This window comes from Streptococcus timonensis (genome assembly GCF_900095845.1).
Lineage (GTDB): Bacteria > Bacillota > Bacilli > Lactobacillales > Streptococcaceae > Streptococcus > Streptococcus timonensis.
Genome location: NZ_FMIX01000004.1, coordinates 313483 through 331276 on the forward strand (window position 1 = coordinate 313483; position 17794 = coordinate 331276).

A 17794-nucleotide genomic window follows, 5' to 3' on the forward strand; every position below is an offset into this window, starting at 1 on the left:
AAGAAGATACTTAGAGTACAATCTAGGTACAAAAAGATAGAATGATGGATACAGGAGAAAAAATGGCAAAAAAGAAAAGAGTTACCTTACCCAAGGACTTTAATGAACTACTAACTGATGGCAATATTGACCAATTAAAGGCCGTATATGATAAGTGTGAGTTAACTGCCCATGATGGTAGATATAGCTTAAGTACGGCTCTCCATTTCGGTGGTGTACCTGATGAACTGGTTATTTGGCTTGTAGAAGAGGGCTTGGATATCAATATCCCTGATTATTATGGAGCGACTCCTTTGTATCGTCAGGCAACCATGGGAAGAGATACTGTAAAACTCTTGCTCGAATTGGGTGCAGACATTGAAAAAACCAATACTTATGGCAATACACCCTTGCATATGGCAGCAGAGTTTTTTCATCCTAAGACCGTTGCACTTCTCATAGAAAAGGAAGCAAATGTCAACCATAAAAATGATAGGGGACAGACCCCACTAGATTCTGTACTCACTGTCTGTCGAGGAATCTATATTGCCCAAACAGCTGAAATTGCCTCTATGTTGCTGGATGCAGGTGCTAAGAAAACATCTGCTATGAAAGAAAAGGTCGAAAATATCGGTAAAGATTTTGAATTTCATAGAGAAGGGATCAATCCCGACTATCTAGAAGCAGCAGATCAGGGTCTAGAAAAACTTTATGCTTTGTTTGATGTCAAGCCGGTAGCAAAACGAATAACCCACGATGGAGTTTCTCCGATTCTCGTAAAAGAAGGTAGCTGGGAGGAGCAATATGAGGAACTATGGTCTTTCTTGATTCCTTCAAGTGGAGCAGCCAAAACTGTTCAGGGAGAAGTTATCCGTATACCAGGTCGAGTTCGAGATGAACTGGATCGCAATGGTGGGGTCAACTGGGACAGGGACTATAGAAAAATGCTTCAGGCTCTCCCTCAATACTTGTCTCTAGGAATCCCTATTTCAGATCAAGAATTAGAAGAGACTAAAGAGCTTATTGCTCAGGTTCATGGTAAAGATTTTGATGACGAGCCTCGCCTAGACCGCCTGTGTCAGTTAGCTCTTGCTTGGATTAAGCAAAATCCTGAACCCCTTCTCCTAGAAAAAACAAGTTATAAGCGTTAAAAAGAATTGGAAGACAGATAAAATAAAGAAATCATGGTGGGATTATGCAACTAATTGACCAAGTTAAGAAATTAGAAACTTATATTTGTGAGTATTTTGAAGACTGGGATTTGGATGATCCTGTGGAAGAGGAATACCTAGATGATTATCAGAATATTTCTGGTGCTTCTGAGGAAGAGCTTCAAGGCTTTGAGGAAAGACTTGGTATTCATCTACCTAGTGACTTCAAAGAGCTTTATAGCTATAAAAATGGGAGTAAATTCCTCTCTATTTTACCTTGTGTGATTGACCAGAGAAATCTGACTTTTTCTCTCATGAGTCTGCAGGAAATTGAGACTTGTAAAAAGTACTTTCAAAATAGAGATGCTCTGTTAACCGAATTTCCCGACTATTTTTCTAGTCAAGACCTGGAAAATATGAGTGATAGTAGAATTAAGCCCTATCTTTTTAATAAAAAATGGCTTCCTTTTGCTCAGTATTGTGACTCTTGTTATCTTATGCTGGATTTTGATCCAGACCAGGAGGGGCAGGAAGGGCAGATTATTTGCTATATCCATGATCCTGACCAGGTGATCTATGCGGCTAAAAGCCTTACAAATCTGATTGAAGGGATAATGGATGAGATCGTATAAACGGACAAATGTACCAAGTTCAAAATATAACAGATAACATTTGTTTAATCTTCCTGTACGACAGAGGATTAAAAGAACTTGCCCTTTGTCAGATTGACTAGGCTGTGAGGCTGAATTTGGGAGCTTTTTATTGATAGGTGCTATTCTACAGTATCTATTTTGAGCTGTTTTCTTGTCAAATTTGACCAAGTATTGCAAATCGAATCTTAAAATAGTATACTAGTTCTATCGTTTATAAAAACGTTTGCGTTTTATTAATTTTAGGAGACAAATGATGGAATTAACAGCCATTTATCATAGACCAGAATCAGAGTATGCTTATCTTTACAAAGAAGGTCAGCTACATATCCGAATTAGAACGAAGAAAAATGATGTCCAGAAGGTTATCTTACACTATGGAGATCCCTTTATTTTCATTGAGGATAAGTATGAAGCCAAGAAAGAAATGACCAAAGTAACCTCAGATGCCCTATTTGACTATTGGCAGGTTACGGTATCGGTTGATTTTGCACGGATTCAGTATATCTTTGAGCTCCTTGATGAGGAAGGTCAGGGTGTTTTTTACGGTGATAAGGGTTGCGTAGAACATACTCAAGAAAACTTGGATGCTGATGGAAACGGCTTTAAACTTCCATACATTCACGAAATCGATGGTTGTCATGTTCCAAGTTGGGTTTCAAATACCGTTTGGTACCAGATTTTCCCAGAACGCTTCGCTAATGGAAATCCTAAATTGACTCCTGATGGAGCTCGAGAGTGGAATGCTGCCATTGCACCTAATAGGGATGATTTTTTTGGTGGAGATTTACAAGGGATTATCGACCATTTAGACTATCTTAAAGATTTGGGAATCACTGGACTTTATCTATGTCCGATTTTTGAAGCTACAACCAATCACAAGTATGATACGACGGATTATTTTGAAATTGACCGTCACTTTGGGGATAAGGAAGTTTTTGCTAATCTAGTCGAGGAAGCTCATAAACGTGGCATTAAGATTATGCTAGATGCTGTTTTCAATCATATCGGCTACCAGTCTGCCCAATGGCAGGATGTTCTAAAGAACGGAGAAAAGTCACCATATAAAGATTGGTTCCATATCCAAGAATTTCCAGTTACTGAGGATAAACTTCAGAATCCAAGACAACTCCCTTATCATACCTTTGCCTTTGCTAGCTATATGCCTAAGTTAAATACAGCTAATCCGGAGGTTAGGGACTATCTCCTCAGCGTTGCAACTTACTGGATTGAAAATTTTGATATTGATGCTTGGCGCTTGGACGTTGCCAATGAAATCGACCACCAGTTTTGGAGAGATTTTAGAAAGGCAGTTCTCGCTAAAAAGCCTGATTTGTATATCTTAGGTGAAATCTGGCATACCTCACAACCTTGGCTACAAGGGGACGAGTTCCATGCTGTCATGAATTACCCGCTCTCTGAAAGTATCAAGGATTATTTCTTGCGTCAGCGTAAAAAGACAGAGCAGTTTATTTCAGAAATTAATAGCCAGTCTATGTACTACAAGCAACAAATCTCAGAGGTAATATTTAACCTTTTAGATTCTCATGATACAGAGCGTATCCTCACGACTGCCAAAGGAAATGTGCAACATGTCAAGGCTGCTTTAACTTTCCTCTACCTTCAAAGAGGGACTACTTGTATCTATTACGGAACAGAGCTAGCACTAATTGGTGGACCAGATCCTGACTGCCGTCGTGTCATGCCTTGGGACCGTGTTTCTGAAGACAATGACATGCTGAATTTCATGAAGAAATTAATCAAGGTTCGTAAGGAAGTTGCAAACATTATTCAGCATGGAAATTATCGCTTGGAAGAATTGAAACCAGATGTCCTATCCTTGAAGTGGAACTACCAAGGAAAAGAAGTTCAAGCCATCTTCAATCAGTCTTCTGAGAAATATACTTTAGACAGAGATTCAGTTGACTTAGCGAGCCATTGCCAGTTTGAAGATGGTCAGCAAGTCATCTTGCCAGATGGTTTTGTAGTTTATATGATAGACTAGCATGGTTCATTGGGGTATTAGCCATATCAGTGAAAAATAATTTAGAAGGTTGTTTCTATAAAGGAGCGACCTTTTATTTTGTATATGATTTAGTAATTCTACATAATGCCTCAATACAGTTTTTTATATCCAATATTTTCTACTAATTTTAGTAATCATAGTCTGAAGTATGCTTTTTTCGAGAAACTATTGATGTATCTATTGTAATTGTATAAAATATGAATGAAGATGATGACTCATGAAAATAAAGAGCAAGGATGGGCGAACATATTGATTGATAATCGAGTAAGAGAATTCAACCAAAACTGGCATTTCAAGCTCAACGCCAATGCTAAAGATGCAGTCAAGCCAGATGCCGATGTTTCTAGTTGGAAGAAATTAGACCTTCCTCATGACTGGAGTATCTACAATGACTTTGACCATGACTCACCTGCCCAAAACGAAGGTGGGCAACTTAATGGTGGTGATGCTTGGTATCGTAAGACCTTTAAACTCGATGAAGAAGACCTCAATAAGAATGTTCGTATCACATTTGATGGGGTTTACATGGATTCTCAGGTTTATGTAAATGGACAGCTAGTTGGTCACTATCCAAATGGTTACAACCAATTCTCATATGACATCACTGACTATCTCCATAAAGACGGTCGCGAGAATGTCGTAGCAGTGCATGCAATCAACAAACAACCAAGTAGCCGTTGGTACTCAGGAAGCGGGATTTACCGTGATGTTACCCTTCAAGTCACAGATAAGGTTCATACTGAGAAAAATGGAACAACTATCTTAACACCAGACCTTGAAAAACAACAAAATGGCAAGGTTGATACTCATGTAACAAGTAAGATTGTCAATACTGATGATAAAGATCATGAAATTCTTGCTGAGTATCAAATCATTGAACGTAATGGTCAAGCTGTAACGGATCTAGTTCGTACAGCTAGTCAAGTCTTGAAAGCTCATCAATCAGCCAGCTTGAATGCTATTTTACAAGTTGATAAACCAAAACTTTGGACAGTTAATAGCGACAAGCCTGCCCTTTACGAATTGGTGACACGTGTTTATCGTGATGGTCAATTGGTCGATGCTAAGAAGGACTTGTTTGGTTACCGTTACTACAACTGGACACCAAATGAAGGCTTCTCTTTGAATGGTGAACGTATTAAATTCCATGGAGTTTCTCTTCACCATGACCATGGTGCTCTTGGAGCTGAAGAAAACTATAAGGCAGAATACCGTCGTCTGAAACAAATGAAGGATATGGGTGTAAACTCTATCCGTACAACTCACAACCCAGCTAGTGAGCAGACTTTGCAGATTGCTGCTGAGCTTGGTTTGTTGGTCCAAGAAGAAGCCTTCGATACTTGGTATGGTGGTAAGAAACCATATGACTACGGTCGCTTCTTTGATAAAGATGCCACTCACCCAGATGCTAAAAAAGGTGAAAAATGGTCTGATTTTGACCTTCGTACCATGGTTGAACGAGGAAAGAACAACCCTGCTATCGTTATGTGGTCTATCGGTAATGAAATCGGTGAAGCAGACGGAAAACCTCGTTCTTTAGCAACAGTTAAACGCTTGGTTCAAGTTATTAAGGCTGTTGATAAGACACGCTATGTCACTATGGGAGCAGATAAGTTCCGCTTTGGTGATGGTAGTGGTGACCATGAAAATATTGCCAATGAACTTGATGCCGTTGGTTTTAACTACTCAGAAGATAACTACAAGAAACTTCGTGCGGAACATCCAAATTGGTTGATTTACGGATCTGAAACTTCCTCAGCTACTCGTACACGTGGAAGTTATTTCCGCCCAGAACGTGAATTGGTCCACAGCAATCAGGCTTACCGTCATTACGAGCAATCAGACTACGGTAATGACCGTGTTGGTTGGGGTAAAACAGCTACAGCATCTTGGACTTTTGACCGTGACAATGCTGGTTATGCAGGTCAGTTCATCTGGACAGGTACGGACTATATCGGTGAACCGACTCCATGGCACAACCAAAACCACACACCGGTTAAAAGCTCTTACTTTGGTATCGTAGATACAGCTGGTATTCCAAAGAATGATTACTACTTGTACCAAAGCCAATGGGTTTCTGCTGAGAAGAAACCAATGGTTCACTTGCTTCCTCACTGGAACTGGGAAAATCCTACCCTAAAAGAGAATGTAGCTGATGCAGATGGTAAGATTCCTGTTCGTGCATTTTCAAATGCTGCAAGTGTGGAACTGTTCTTAAATGGTGAGTCACTAGGTAAGAAAAACTTTAACAAGAAACAAACAAGTGATGGACGCACTTACCAAGAAGGTGCCAACGCTAATGAACTTTACCTTGAATGGAAGGTCGCTTTTGAAGCAGGTACTTTAGAAGCAGTAGCTCGTGACGAAGCTGGTAATATCGTTGCTCGTGATAAGATTGTGACTGCTGGAGAACCTGCAGGGGTTCGTTTGGTCAAAGAAGAAAATGCTATCGCAGCTGACGGAAAAGACCTCACTTATATCTATTACGAAATTGTTGACAGTAAAGGTAACGTAGTTCCTACAGCCAATAATCTTGTTCGCTTCCAGTTGCATGGACAAGGTCAAATTGTCGGTGTGGATAACGGGGAACAAGCCAGCCGTGAACATTACAAAGAACAAGCAGATGGTTCATGGATTCGCAAAGCCTTTAATGGTAAGGGTGTTGTGATTGTTAAGTCAACTGAGCAAACAGGTAAATTCACCTTGACTGCTCACTCTGATTTCTTGAAATCTGGTCAAACAACTATCTTTACAGGTAAGAAAGACCAAGAGGAAAAAACTGTTTTTGGTACAGAGGTTCCTAAAGTTCGTACAGTAATCTGTCAAGCAGCGAAAATGCCTTCAAAAGTAGGATTTATCTACAGTGATGGCAGCCGTGCAAAACTTCCAGTAGAATGGTCCGCAGTTGATGTCAACCAACCTGGTATTTTTACTGTTAAAGGTGTGGCTGACGGAAGAGATGTGGAAGCGCGTGTTGAAGTCTTGGCACTCGAAGCAGAATTACCTGTAGTTAAGAGAATTGCACCAAGTACAGATCTGAGTACGGTTGATCCATCTGTTAGCTATGTATTGTCAGATGGTACTGTAGGAAGCTATGATGTTGATAAGTGGGAAGTTGCAGCTGAAGATCAAGCTAAATTAACTATTCCAGGCTCTCGTATCCAAGCCAAAGGAATTTCAGGTGATGATGAAATCGCTGCAACCTTTGTAGTTGCCGAAGGTCAAGCGGCTTCACCAGTAGTACCGACTGTAACTGTTGCAGACCAGCCTGTAGAAGGACTCTCAACTGATCAACAGGTTCTATACCATAAACTTGCTTATGGAGCTACTTTGCCTGAAGTCAAAGCTTTAGCTGAAAATGCGCAAGTTACTGTTATTCAAGCTAACGAAGCAAATGGTATGCGTGCTAGTATTTATGTTCAACCAAATGATGGTGGAGCACTTCAGACTTATGCTATCCAATTCTTACAAGAAGCTCCTCAGATTGAACGTTTAAGCCTAGAAGTTGAAAATGCAGACGCACTGAAAGAAGACCAAACAGTTGGTATCAAAATCTTGGCTCATTATCAAGATGGAACTCAGGCCGTATTAAAAGCTGACAAGGTAACCTTCTCAACATCAGGTGAAGGAGACGTAACTGTTCGTAAAGGTATGCTTGAATTGCATAAACCTGGTCAAGTAACTTTGAAAGCTCAATTTGAAGGAGCTGAAGGTCAGATTGACTTGAACATTCAGGCAAATACTGAAAATAAAGTTGTCCAGGCCATTCGTCCAGTAAGTGTCGTGACAGGTTTGAACCAAGAACCAAGTCTACCTGATACAGTAACTGTAGAGTACGATAAAGGTTTTCCAAAAGTTCACAAGGTAACTTGGCAAGCAGTTGCTAAGGAAGACCTTGCTAAATACAATAGCTTTGATGTTCTAGGTAAAGTAGAAGGAATTGAAAACGAAGCTCATGCTAAAGTTTCTGTAGAAGGTATCATTGCAGTCGAAGAAGTGACTACAACAACTCCAGTTTCAGAAGCTCCTCAATTACCAGAAAGTATTCGTACTTACCACTCAAACGGCCAAGTATCTTCAGCTAAAGTGACTTGGGATGCTATTGACCCAAGCCAATATGCAACTGAAGGTAGCTATACAGTGACAGGGCATGTCGAAGGTACTCAGTTACCAACGAAACTTCATGTGCGTGTTTCTGCTCAGACAGAAACTGGTGCTAACATTTCTGACCAGTGGACAGGTTCAGAGTTGCCACTTGCCTTTGCATCAGACTCAAATCCAAGTGACTCGGTAGCAAATGTTAATGATAAACTAATCTCATACAACAACCAACCAGCTAACCGTTGGACAAACTGGAACCGTACAAGTGAAGCATCGGTCGGAATCCTATTTGGTGACTCTGGAATTATGTCTAAACGTTCAGTTGACAATCTCAATGTTGCCTTCCACGAAGACCACGGTGTTGGTGCACCTAAGTCTTATGTCATCGAATACTATGTAGGAACAGATGTTCCAACAGTTCCTAAGAACCCAAGCTTTGTAGCTAGTGAAGACCACGTCTTTAACGATGACAATAACTGGAAACAAGTGACAAATCTTAAAGCTCCAGATCAAGTGAAAGCTGGAGAAATGACCCACTTTAGCTTTGATAAAGTCAACACATACGCGGTTCGCATCCGTATGGTTAGAGAAGATGGGAAAAAAGGTATCTCTATTACAGAAATTCAAATCTTTTCTAAACAAGTAGCTGCAGCTAAGAAAGCTTATGCTCAAATCCAAGTAGATGGAAAAGATTTGCCAGACTTTAACCCAGGCTTGACTGACTATTATATAGAAGCTAAAGAAGACCAAGCAGTAACTGTAATGGCAAGTGTATCAGATAATGGTATTGCAACAATTGTACCAAGCGTACGTGAAGGTGATCCAGTTCGTGTTGTTGTCAAGGCTGAGAATGGAGATATTCTAGGAAAATACCGTCTACACTTCTGTTGAGCACACACGTGGAAGTAATGAGAAAAACTGAAGCAGAGAGGACCAAAGTGTCCTCTCTTTTCTATCTTATATTTGCTTTAATTCTCACTGCAAAAGAGTTATAATATAGGTGAAAATAAGGGGAGAAAGGGGAGTGAAAAGATGGCTTATATTGAGATGAAAAACAGCTATAAGAGGTATCATACTGGTGATACAGAAATTGTAGCTAATCGGGATGTGAGTTTCGAGATTGAAAAGGGAGAACTAGTCATTATCCTTGGTTCGTCTGGAGCAGGAAAGTCAACCGTTTTAAATATTCTAGGTGGAATGGATACCAATGATGAAGGACAAGTCTGGATTGACGGAATCAATATCTCGGATTTTACTTCTCATCAGAGAACCAACTATCGTAGAAATGACGTTGGATTTGTCTTTCAATTTTACAACTTGGTTTCTAACTTGACTGCCAAAGAAAATGTCGAGTTGGCATCAGAAATTGTCTCAGATGCCTTAGATCCTGAGCAAGTTCTAAAGGACGTAGGTTTAGGCAATCGTCTCAATAATTTTCCAGCTCAGTTATCAGGTGGGGAACAACAAAGGGTATCTATTGCTCGAGCTGTGGCTAAAAATCCCAAAATTCTCCTCTGTGATGAGCCAACGGGAGCTTTGGACTACCAGACTGGTAAGCAGGTTTTAAAGATTCTTCAAGAAATGTCATGTAAGAAGGGCGCTACCGTTGTCATCGTGACCCATAACGCTTCCCTAGCTCCTATAGCTGATCGCGTGATTCAGATGCATGATGCTGGTGTCAAGAGTGTTGTTATCAATCCTCAACCACAGGATATTGATGATTTGGAGTACTGAGATGAAAAGAAAGACTTATTGGAAAGACCTGCTCCAGTCTTTCACAGGTTCAAAAGGGAGATTTCTATCCATTCTAACTTTAATGATGTTAGGTTCTTTGGCCCTAGTCGGTCTCAAGGTGGCCAGTCCCAATATGGAGCGAACAGCTTGGACTTTTCTGAAAAATACCAATGCAGCAGATACTATTGTTATAGCAGATTACGGTCTAGATCAGGCAGATCAGACAGAATTGCAAACTCTATCAGGAGTAGATGTCGAATTTGGTTATATGACGGATTTGACATTAGAGGATAGTGAAGATGCCATACGGATTTTTTCTAAAACCGAAAATATTTCAAAATTTGAGGTGATCCTAGGTAGATTGCCTGAAAAAGAAGATGAATTGGCTCTAGCTGATTTTTGGAAAGATCGCTATCAAATTGGGCAAGTCATTCATTTGAGTCCAAAAAATGGCAGTAATTCACAGTTGAAGCGAGATAGCTATACTATTACAGGCTTTATCCACTCTCCAGATATTTTTTCAAAATCAGATATGGGGAGTTCAGCCAGTGGTAATGGGAACTTATCAGCCTATGGAGTTGTAACAAAAGATAACTTTAAGAGCTCTGTTTACACGATTGCCCGCCTGCGTTTTAACAGTCTGACAGATGTCAATCCTTTTTCCGTTGATTATGAGAAAAAGCTGGAGGAAGAAGAAGCGACTCTCAAGGAACTAGTTGCTGATAATGGTCAAGCTCGACTTGAGAAAATGAAGAAAGAGGCTCAAAAATCACTTGACGACGGGAAGAAAAAACTGGATGAGGCGGAGAGTAACTTAACAGCTGGCAAGAAACGTTTACAAGAAATCGAAAGTAGGCTTAAAGGTCAAGATGCCCAGTTAAGCCAACTACCAGAACCCTACAAAAGTCAAATATCTAGTCAGGTAGAAGAAGCCAGGAAACAACTGAAACAAGAAAAGGAAAAACTAAGCCAAGCTGAAAAGGATTTTACTAAGGAAAAGGCTAAATGGCAGACCAGTCAGGATGAGGTAAATGCTCTTACAGAGCCAACCTATCATGTCTACAATCGAAAAAGCTCTCCTACCGGCCAAGGTTATCTCATGTATAGTAACTCAGCCATGAGTATTCGTGCCGTGGGAAATATCTTTCCAGTCGTTCTCTATGCCGTCGCAGCTATGGTTACCTTTACCACCATGACTCGATTTGTAGATGAGGAAAGAACAAATGCTGGGATTTTCAAAGCTCTAGGCTACCATAGCAAAGACATCATCGCTAAGTTTGTAATTTATGGTCTGTTTGCTGGCACTCTTGGAACTCTTCTAGGGATTCTGATTGGCCATTATGTCCTAGCACCCACAATCTCACATATCATCACCGAGCGAATGATTGTTGGTGAGAATCAACAGTATTTTTACTGGACCTATAGTTGCTTAGCTCTGGGGCTTAGCTTAGTAGCTAGTGTCCTACCTGCCTACCTTGTATTTCGCAGAGACTTGCATGAAGAAGCGGCTCAATTATTACTACCCAAACCACCAGTCAAGGGTTCTAAAATTCTCTTGGAGCGCATCACATTTATCTGGTCACATTTGAGCTTTACCCAAAAAGTTACAGCTCGCAACATTTTCCGTTATAAGCAACGGATGCTGATGACCATTTTTGGAGTTGCAGGTTCAGTAGCCCTCCTCTTTGCAGGACTTGGTATTCAATCCTCTGTTGTTGGTGTGGCAGATAGGCAGTTTAAGGACCTGCAACAATACCAGATGATTCTCTCTGTCAATACTAGGACCTCAGATTCTGATAAGTCTAAGCTAGAAGAAAAACTGAAGAGTAATGAAGTTGAAGACTACCGTTTGATTTCTTCCAAGCAAATTGAAGAAAAGTATTCCGGCAAGGCAGGTATTCAAACCGTGACTATCATGGTAACGGATAAGGATGACCTGGCTCCCTTTGTTCAATTAGAAAAAAATGGTGAAAAACTGGACTTATCAGATGGAGTTATCCTGACAGAAAAATTAGCTCAGTTGGCTGGAGTTTCTGTTGGTGACAACTTTACAATCGATGGGAAAACCTTTAAAGTTGGCGCTATTACCGAGCACTATGTAGGTCACTTTGTCTATATGAATCAAAAGACCTATGAAGCCATTTATGGGCAAGCAGCCAAGATGAATACTTATCTTGTCCAACTCAAGGATAAAAGTGAAGGGAATACCGAAAGAGTTGCGGGTGAATTTATGGAGCTAGCTACTGTCAGTGGTCTCGTTCAAAATGCTTCTACTATCCAACTCTTTGAAAGTTTTGCCGATTCCCTTAACCAAACAATGGCAATTTTGGTACTGGTATCGGTGCTTTTAGCTATTGTGATTCTCTATAATCTGACAAATATCAATGTTGCTGAACGAATTCGTGAACTTTCCACCATCAAGGTCCTTGGTTTTCACAATCAAGAAGTGACTCTTTATATTTATCGGGAAACTATCTTATTGTCACTAGTCGGAACGATTTTAGGCTTAGGATCAGGTTATTATCTCCATCAATTTTTAATCCAGATGATTGCTCCTGGCAGCTTCCGCTTTCAACCAAAAGTAGGTTGGGAAGTGTATCTAATCCCAGTTTTAGCAGTTAGTGTTATACTGACAATTCTTGGATTTTTTGTAAATCATTATCTGAGAAAGCTTGATATGCTAGAAGCCCTCAAGTCGGTAGAATAGGTTTTTCATCACAAAAAACAAATAAGAAAGCCCTTTGTGGCTTTTTTATTTTCATAAAAATGGTAAAATAGTAAGAGTAGAAATGGAGTTCTAGATATGAAACGAATTGATCAATTTGAGAATAAGAAAGTATTAGTCCTCGGCTTGGCTAAATCTGGTGAGTCAGCAGCTCGTCTCTTGGACAAGCTTGGTGCCATTGTAACGGTTAATGATGGAAAGCCTTTTGAGGAAAATCCAGCAGCACAAAGTCTCTTGGAAGATGGTATCAAGGTTGTAACTGGTGGTCATCCCTTGGAATTGTTGGATGAAGATTTTGCCCTCATGGTGAAAAATCCTGGTATTCCTTATAGCAATCCTATGATTGAAAAAGCTCTAGAAAAAGGTATCCCAGTTTTGACTGAGGTTGAGTTAGCCTACTTGATTTCTGATGCACCAATCGTCGGTATTACTGGTTCAAATGGTAAGACTACGACTACAACTATGATTGGGGAAGTTCTAACTGCTGCAGGACAAAATGGACTCTTATCAGGTAACATCGGTTATCCTGCTAGTCAGGTTGCTCAAACTGCGACAGATAAGGACACCCTTGTCATGGAACTTTCTTCTTTCCAATTAATGGGAATCCAGGAATTCCATCCTGAAATTGCTGTTATTACCAACCTGATGCCAACGCATATTGACTATCACGGTTCTTTTGAAGACTATGTGGCAGCCAAGTGGAATATCCAAAGCAATATGACAGCAGCTGATTACCTAGTATTGAACTTCAACCAGGAATTAGCTAAAGAACTTGCGACAAAGACAAATGCGACTGTAGTACCATTCTCAACCCTTGAAAAGGTTGACGGAGCCTATCTAGAAGATGGTCTTCTTTACTTCCGTGGTGAAAAGGTTATGGCAGCTGATGAGATTGGTGTGCCAGGTAGCCATAATGTGGAAAATGCCCTTGCAACCATTGCCGTTGCTAAACTTCGTGGAGTAGACAATGAAACTATCAAGGAAACCTTGTCAGCCTTTGGTGGTGTCAAGCACCGTCTCCAGTATGTTGATGAAATCAAGGATGTAAAATTCTACAACGATAGCAAGTCAACCAATATCTTGGCGACTCAAAAAGCCTTGTCTGGATTTGACAATAGCAAGGTTATCTTGATTGCGGGTGGTTTGGACCGTGGTAATGAGTTTGACGAGTTGGTTCCGGATATTACTGGCCTTAAGAAAATGGTCATCCTCGGTCAGTCTGCAAAGCGTGTCAAACGTGCAGCTGATAAGGCTGGTGTGGCTTATGTCGACGCGACAGATATTGCTGATGCAACCCGCAAGGCTTATGAACTTGCAGAAGCAGGAGATACAGTTCTACTAAGTCCTGCTAATGCAAGCTGGGATATGTATGCCAACTTTGAAGTTCGTGGGGATTTGTTCCTTGCTACAGTCGCGGAGTTAAAAGGATAATATGAAAAAAATAGTCTTTACAGGCGGGGGGACGGTAGGACATGTTACCCTCAACCTATTATTGATGCCCAAGTTCATCGAAGATGGCTGGGAAGTCCACTATATTGGCGATAAACATGGAATCGAACACCAAGAAATCCTCAAGTCAGGTCTTGATGTGACCTTTCACTCTATTGCGACTGGGAAATTACGTCGCTATTTCTCTTGGCAGAACATGTGGGATGTTTTTAAAGTTGCTTGGGGAATCGTCCAATCCTTCTTTATCATGCTTATGATTCGTCCCCAGGCCCTCTTTTCAAAGGGAGGATTTGTATCCGTACCTCCTGTTATTGCCGCCCGTTTATCTAGAGTTCCTGTCTTTATTCATGAGTCAGATTTATCAATGGGCTTGGCCAATAAAATAGCCTATAAGTTTGCAACCAAGATGTATTCTACTTTTGAACAACCTGCAAGTCTTACTAAGGTGGAACATGTAGGAGCAGTAACCAAGGTTTCTGGACCAGTTATAGAAGAGCCGGAGATTATGGTCGATATCCGAACTTGTTTTGACAGCAATCTACCAACACTTCTATTTGTGGGGGGGTCTGCTGGAGCACGTGTCTTTAATCAGTTGGTAACAGACCATAAAAATGAGCTGACTAGTCGCTATAATATTATTAACCTTACTGGAGATTCTAGCTTGAATGAACTGAGCAAAAATCTCTATCGAGTTGATTATGTCACTAAACTCTATCAACCACTCATGAATATGGCTGATGTTGTCATTACTCGTGGTGGTGCCAATACGATTTTTGAGCTGTTAGCTATGGCTAAATTGCATGTTATTGTGCCACTTGGTCGCGAAGCCAGTCGTGGCGACCAGATTGAAAATGCAGCTTACTTTGTGAAAAAAGGATATGCAGAAGAGTTACAAGAAAGTGACTTGAATTTATCTAACTTGGAAGAAAAAGTAACTCTACTTCTAAATAACAAAGAAATCTATCAAAATACGATGAGGGATTCTCATGAATTAAAATCTGTGGCGGATTTTTATGAGCTGCTTAAAAAAGATTTATCATAAGGAAAATTGATGTCAAAGGAAAAAAAGAAAAAACAAACTCCTGACAAGGAATTGTCAGAGTGGCAAAAACGAAATCAAGAGTATCTTCAAAAGAAAGCTGAAGAAGAGGCTAAACAAAAAGAAGTTGAAGCAAGCGCAGAGGAAAAAAAAGCGCCATCTTCTTCTGAGGAGAGCGATCAAGAATTATCAGAATGGCAAAAGCAACATCAAGAGTATCTTCAAAAAAAGGCTGAAGAGGAAGCAAAAAACGCTGAAAATACAGCTGACACAGATTCGGATGAAGAAGCCGATGTTGATTCTGGACCAGAAAGCGATACGGAATCTGAAAAGGAAGAAGCTTCTGATACCAGTGATGTTCAAGAAAAACAAGAGGAACAGACTGATACAGAAAAGACATCTTCAATAGATTCAAGTAGTAAAGATAAGGATAAAGAAAAAAGATCTAAAGTTAAGAAAGAAAAGAAGCCCAAAACTCCTAAACCTCCAATTCGGTCTGTTCATATTTGGCGTGCAGTTTCTATTTTAGTTCCGAGCTTTTTGATCTTGTTCTTATCAATTTACCTTCTGACTCCTTTTGCTACCCTTAAACAAATTGAGGTAACAGGTACAGTCCAAACGAATGCTGAACAGATAAAAGAGGCTTCAGGAATTCGTGACAGTGACTATACTATTAGTTTGATTCTAAATAAAGATAAGCATGCTGAAATGGTCAAATCAAATCACTGGATTGAATCTGCTAAGATAACTTATCAATTTCCAGTTCACTTCACCATTGAAGTGAAGGAATTTGAGATTGTAGCCTACTCTGTTTCTGGAGATAGCTATTACCCAATCTTATCTAGTGGAAGCATCGAATCAACTGCCGTTAGTTCTGACAACTTACCTGAGAAATATATATCTGTTTTATTTAACGATGAGGAACAGATTAAAACCTTAATTTCTCAGCTAAATGAAGTTAGTCCAGAAATTAAGCAAGAGATTGAGAAGATTGAACTTGCACCAAGTAAGGTAACAAGTGACCTTCTAAAGATTACCATGTATGATACAGACGAGATTTTGGTGCCATTATCAGAACTAGGGAAGAAATTACCTTACTATAGTAAGATAAAACCACAGTTGACAGTTCCTAGCGGTATTGACATGGAGGTCGGTATCTATAGCTATAGTCTAGTGGATAAGGCTCTGGATGACGAAAGAGTCAAAGCCAAAGAAGAGGAAAAGAAGAAGCAGGAAGAAGAGAAGAAAAAACAAGCTGAGCAAGGAAATCAAGATCAAACAACACAGACGACTCGAACAACACAGAGTCGCTAAGTTTCAGATGATTCGTTCAGTTACTGGTTTTTACTTGACAAGTACCGCTTTAAATAATAGAATAGTAAAAAACCTTTAAAGCAGTCCAGAGAGGCAGCTAAGGTTAGACGGTGAAAGGGTGGAGACTACCCAATTTTCGTGGAACCTTGCTGTAGGCAGGTTCCTTTTTTGTATTATTTACCAAAGGAATTAACTGGATTTGAAATAAAGCAAAAGGAGAAAGATATGCGAGAAAGTCGCCCAGTCATTGCTCTGGATTTTCCAACTTTTAAAGAAGTTAAAGATTTTTTGGAACTCTTTCCTAGTGAGGAAAAACTGTATTTGAAAGTTGGAATGGAACTTTACTACTCAGCTGGTCCTGAGGTTGTACGATATCTGAAGAAATTGGGGCATAGTGTCTTTTTAGATTTAAAACTTCATGATATTCCTAACACAGTAAAATCGGCTATGAGAGTTTTATCTGATTTAGGAGTTGATATGACCAATGTCCACGCAGCTGGTGGTGTTGAAATGATGAAGGCTGCGCGTGAAGGCCTTGGGAAAGAAGCCAAATTGATTGCTGTTACACAGTTGACTTCAACTTCTGAAGAGCAAATGAGAGACTTTCAAAATATCCAAACCAGTCTTCAAGAATCTGTCATTCATTATGCCAAAAAGACTGCTGAAGCAGGCTTGGATGGAGTTGTTTGTTCAGCTCAGGAAGTCAAACTCATCAAGGAAGCTACCAGTCAAGACTTTATCTGTTTGACACCTGGCATCCGTCCATCAGGAGCTGCTCTTGGGGACCAAAAACGAGTCATGACACCAGCAGATGCTTATCAAATAGGCAGTGACTATATCGTTGTCGGACGCCCAATCACTCAAACCGATGATCCAGTAGCAGCTTATCAAGCTATCAAGGATGAGTGGACACGAGACTGGAAATAAGAATAAAGTTTAAAATACAAAGGAGAAACCCATGACACTTGCAAAAGACATTGCTAGCCATCTATTGAAAATTCAAGCCGTATACCTCAAACCAGAAGAGCCCTTCACTTGGGCATCGGGCATTAAATCACCGATTTATACAGACAATCGTGTGACGCTTGCTTATCCAGAAACACGTACCTTGATTGAGAATGGTTTTGTGGAGGTCATCAAGGCAGAATTCCCTGAGGTAGAAGTGATTGCAGGAACAGCGACTGCAGGTATTCCTCATGGTGCCATTATAGCTGACAAGATGAACCTGCCATTTGCTTACATCCGTAGCAAACCAAAAGACCATGGAGCTGGAAACCAAATCGAAGGCCGTGTAGCCCAAGGCCAAAAAATGGTTGTTGTTGAAGATTTGATTTCAACTGGGGGCTCTGTGCTTGAAGCTGTTGCAGCTGCCAAACGCGAAGGAGCAGATGTTCTTGGTGTTGTTGCCATTTTCAGCTATCAATTACCAAAAGCAGATAAAAACTTTGCAGATGCTGGTGTCAAACTGGTGACACTTTCAAACTACAGTGAGCTTATCCACCTAGCCCAAGAAGAAGGTTACATCACACCAGAAGGACTTGACCTCCTAAAACGCTTTAAAGAAGACCAAGAAAATTGGCAAAATGTATAAATAGATAAACACTCAGGTATTCTTAGAACTACCTG

Annotated in this window: 10 protein-coding genes and 1 pseudogene; all 11 read left to right on the forward strand. The window is 40.3% G+C overall.

Features of this window, described 5'->3' with window-relative positions:
• Positions 1-62: 62 nt before the first annotated feature.
• The 11 genes and pseudogenes from BQ2679_RS04780 (at position 63) to pyrE (ending at position 17759) form a co-directional block, all read left to right on the forward strand.
• Positions 63-1130 (forward strand): ankyrin repeat domain-containing protein, encoded by a 1068-nt coding sequence (locus BQ2679_RS04780; RefSeq protein ID WP_075568053.1) that lies wholly within the window; start codon positions 63-65, stop codon positions 1128-1130.
• Positions 1131-1174: 44 nt separating this feature from the next.
• A complete protein-coding gene (locus BQ2679_RS04785; protein WP_075566794.1) occupies positions 1175-1762 on the forward strand; it encodes an SMI1/KNR4 family protein in 588 nt (195 codons plus the stop codon).
• Positions 1763-2036: 274 nt separating this feature from the next.
• Positions 2037-3785, forward strand: coding sequence for a glycoside hydrolase family 13 protein (locus BQ2679_RS04790; RefSeq protein WP_075566796.1), 1749 nt, complete (start codon positions 2037-2039; stop codon positions 3783-3785).
• A gap of 288 nt (positions 3786-4073) precedes the next feature.
• Positions 4074-8792: pseudogene (locus tag BQ2679_RS04795) on the forward strand (Ig-like domain-containing protein); the annotation flags it as partial.
• A 147-nt stretch (positions 8793-8939) separates the two neighbouring features.
• The gene (locus BQ2679_RS04800) at positions 8940-9641 is read left to right on the forward strand and encodes an ABC transporter ATP-binding protein (protein WP_075566798.1); all 702 of its coding nucleotides are present in this window, start codon (positions 8940-8942) and stop codon (positions 9639-9641) included.
• A 1-nt stretch (position 9642) separates the two neighbouring features.
• Complete coding sequence (locus BQ2679_RS04805; protein WP_075566800.1) at positions 9643-12348, forward strand: ABC transporter permease; 2706 nt, start codon at positions 9643-9645, stop codon at positions 12346-12348.
• A 96-nt stretch (positions 12349-12444) separates the two neighbouring features.
• A complete protein-coding gene (gene murD, locus BQ2679_RS04810; RefSeq protein WP_075566802.1) occupies positions 12445-13797 on the forward strand; it encodes a UDP-N-acetylmuramoyl-L-alanine--D-glutamate ligase in 1353 nt (450 codons plus the stop codon).
• 1 nt (position 13798) lies between these two features.
• On the forward strand, positions 13799-14857 hold the full coding sequence (locus BQ2679_RS04815) for a UDP-N-acetylglucosamine--N-acetylmuramyl-(pentapeptide) pyrophosphoryl-undecaprenol N-acetylglucosamine transferase (protein WP_075566805.1): 1059 nt from the start codon (positions 13799-13801) through the stop codon (positions 14855-14857).
• A gap of 9 nt (positions 14858-14866) precedes the next feature.
• The gene (locus BQ2679_RS04820; protein WP_075566808.1) at positions 14867-16168 is read left to right on the forward strand and encodes a cell division protein FtsQ/DivIB; all 1302 of its coding nucleotides are present in this window, start codon (positions 14867-14869) and stop codon (positions 16166-16168) included.
• 225 nt (positions 16169-16393) lie between these two features.
• Positions 16394-17095, forward strand: coding sequence for an orotidine-5'-phosphate decarboxylase (pyrF, locus tag BQ2679_RS04825; RefSeq protein ID WP_075566811.1), 702 nt, complete (start codon positions 16394-16396; stop codon positions 17093-17095).
• Positions 17096-17126: 31 nt separating this feature from the next.
• On the forward strand, positions 17127-17759 hold the full coding sequence (gene pyrE, locus BQ2679_RS04830; protein WP_075566813.1) for an orotate phosphoribosyltransferase: 633 nt from the start codon (positions 17127-17129) through the stop codon (positions 17757-17759).
• Positions 17760-17794 lie beyond the last annotated feature (35 nt).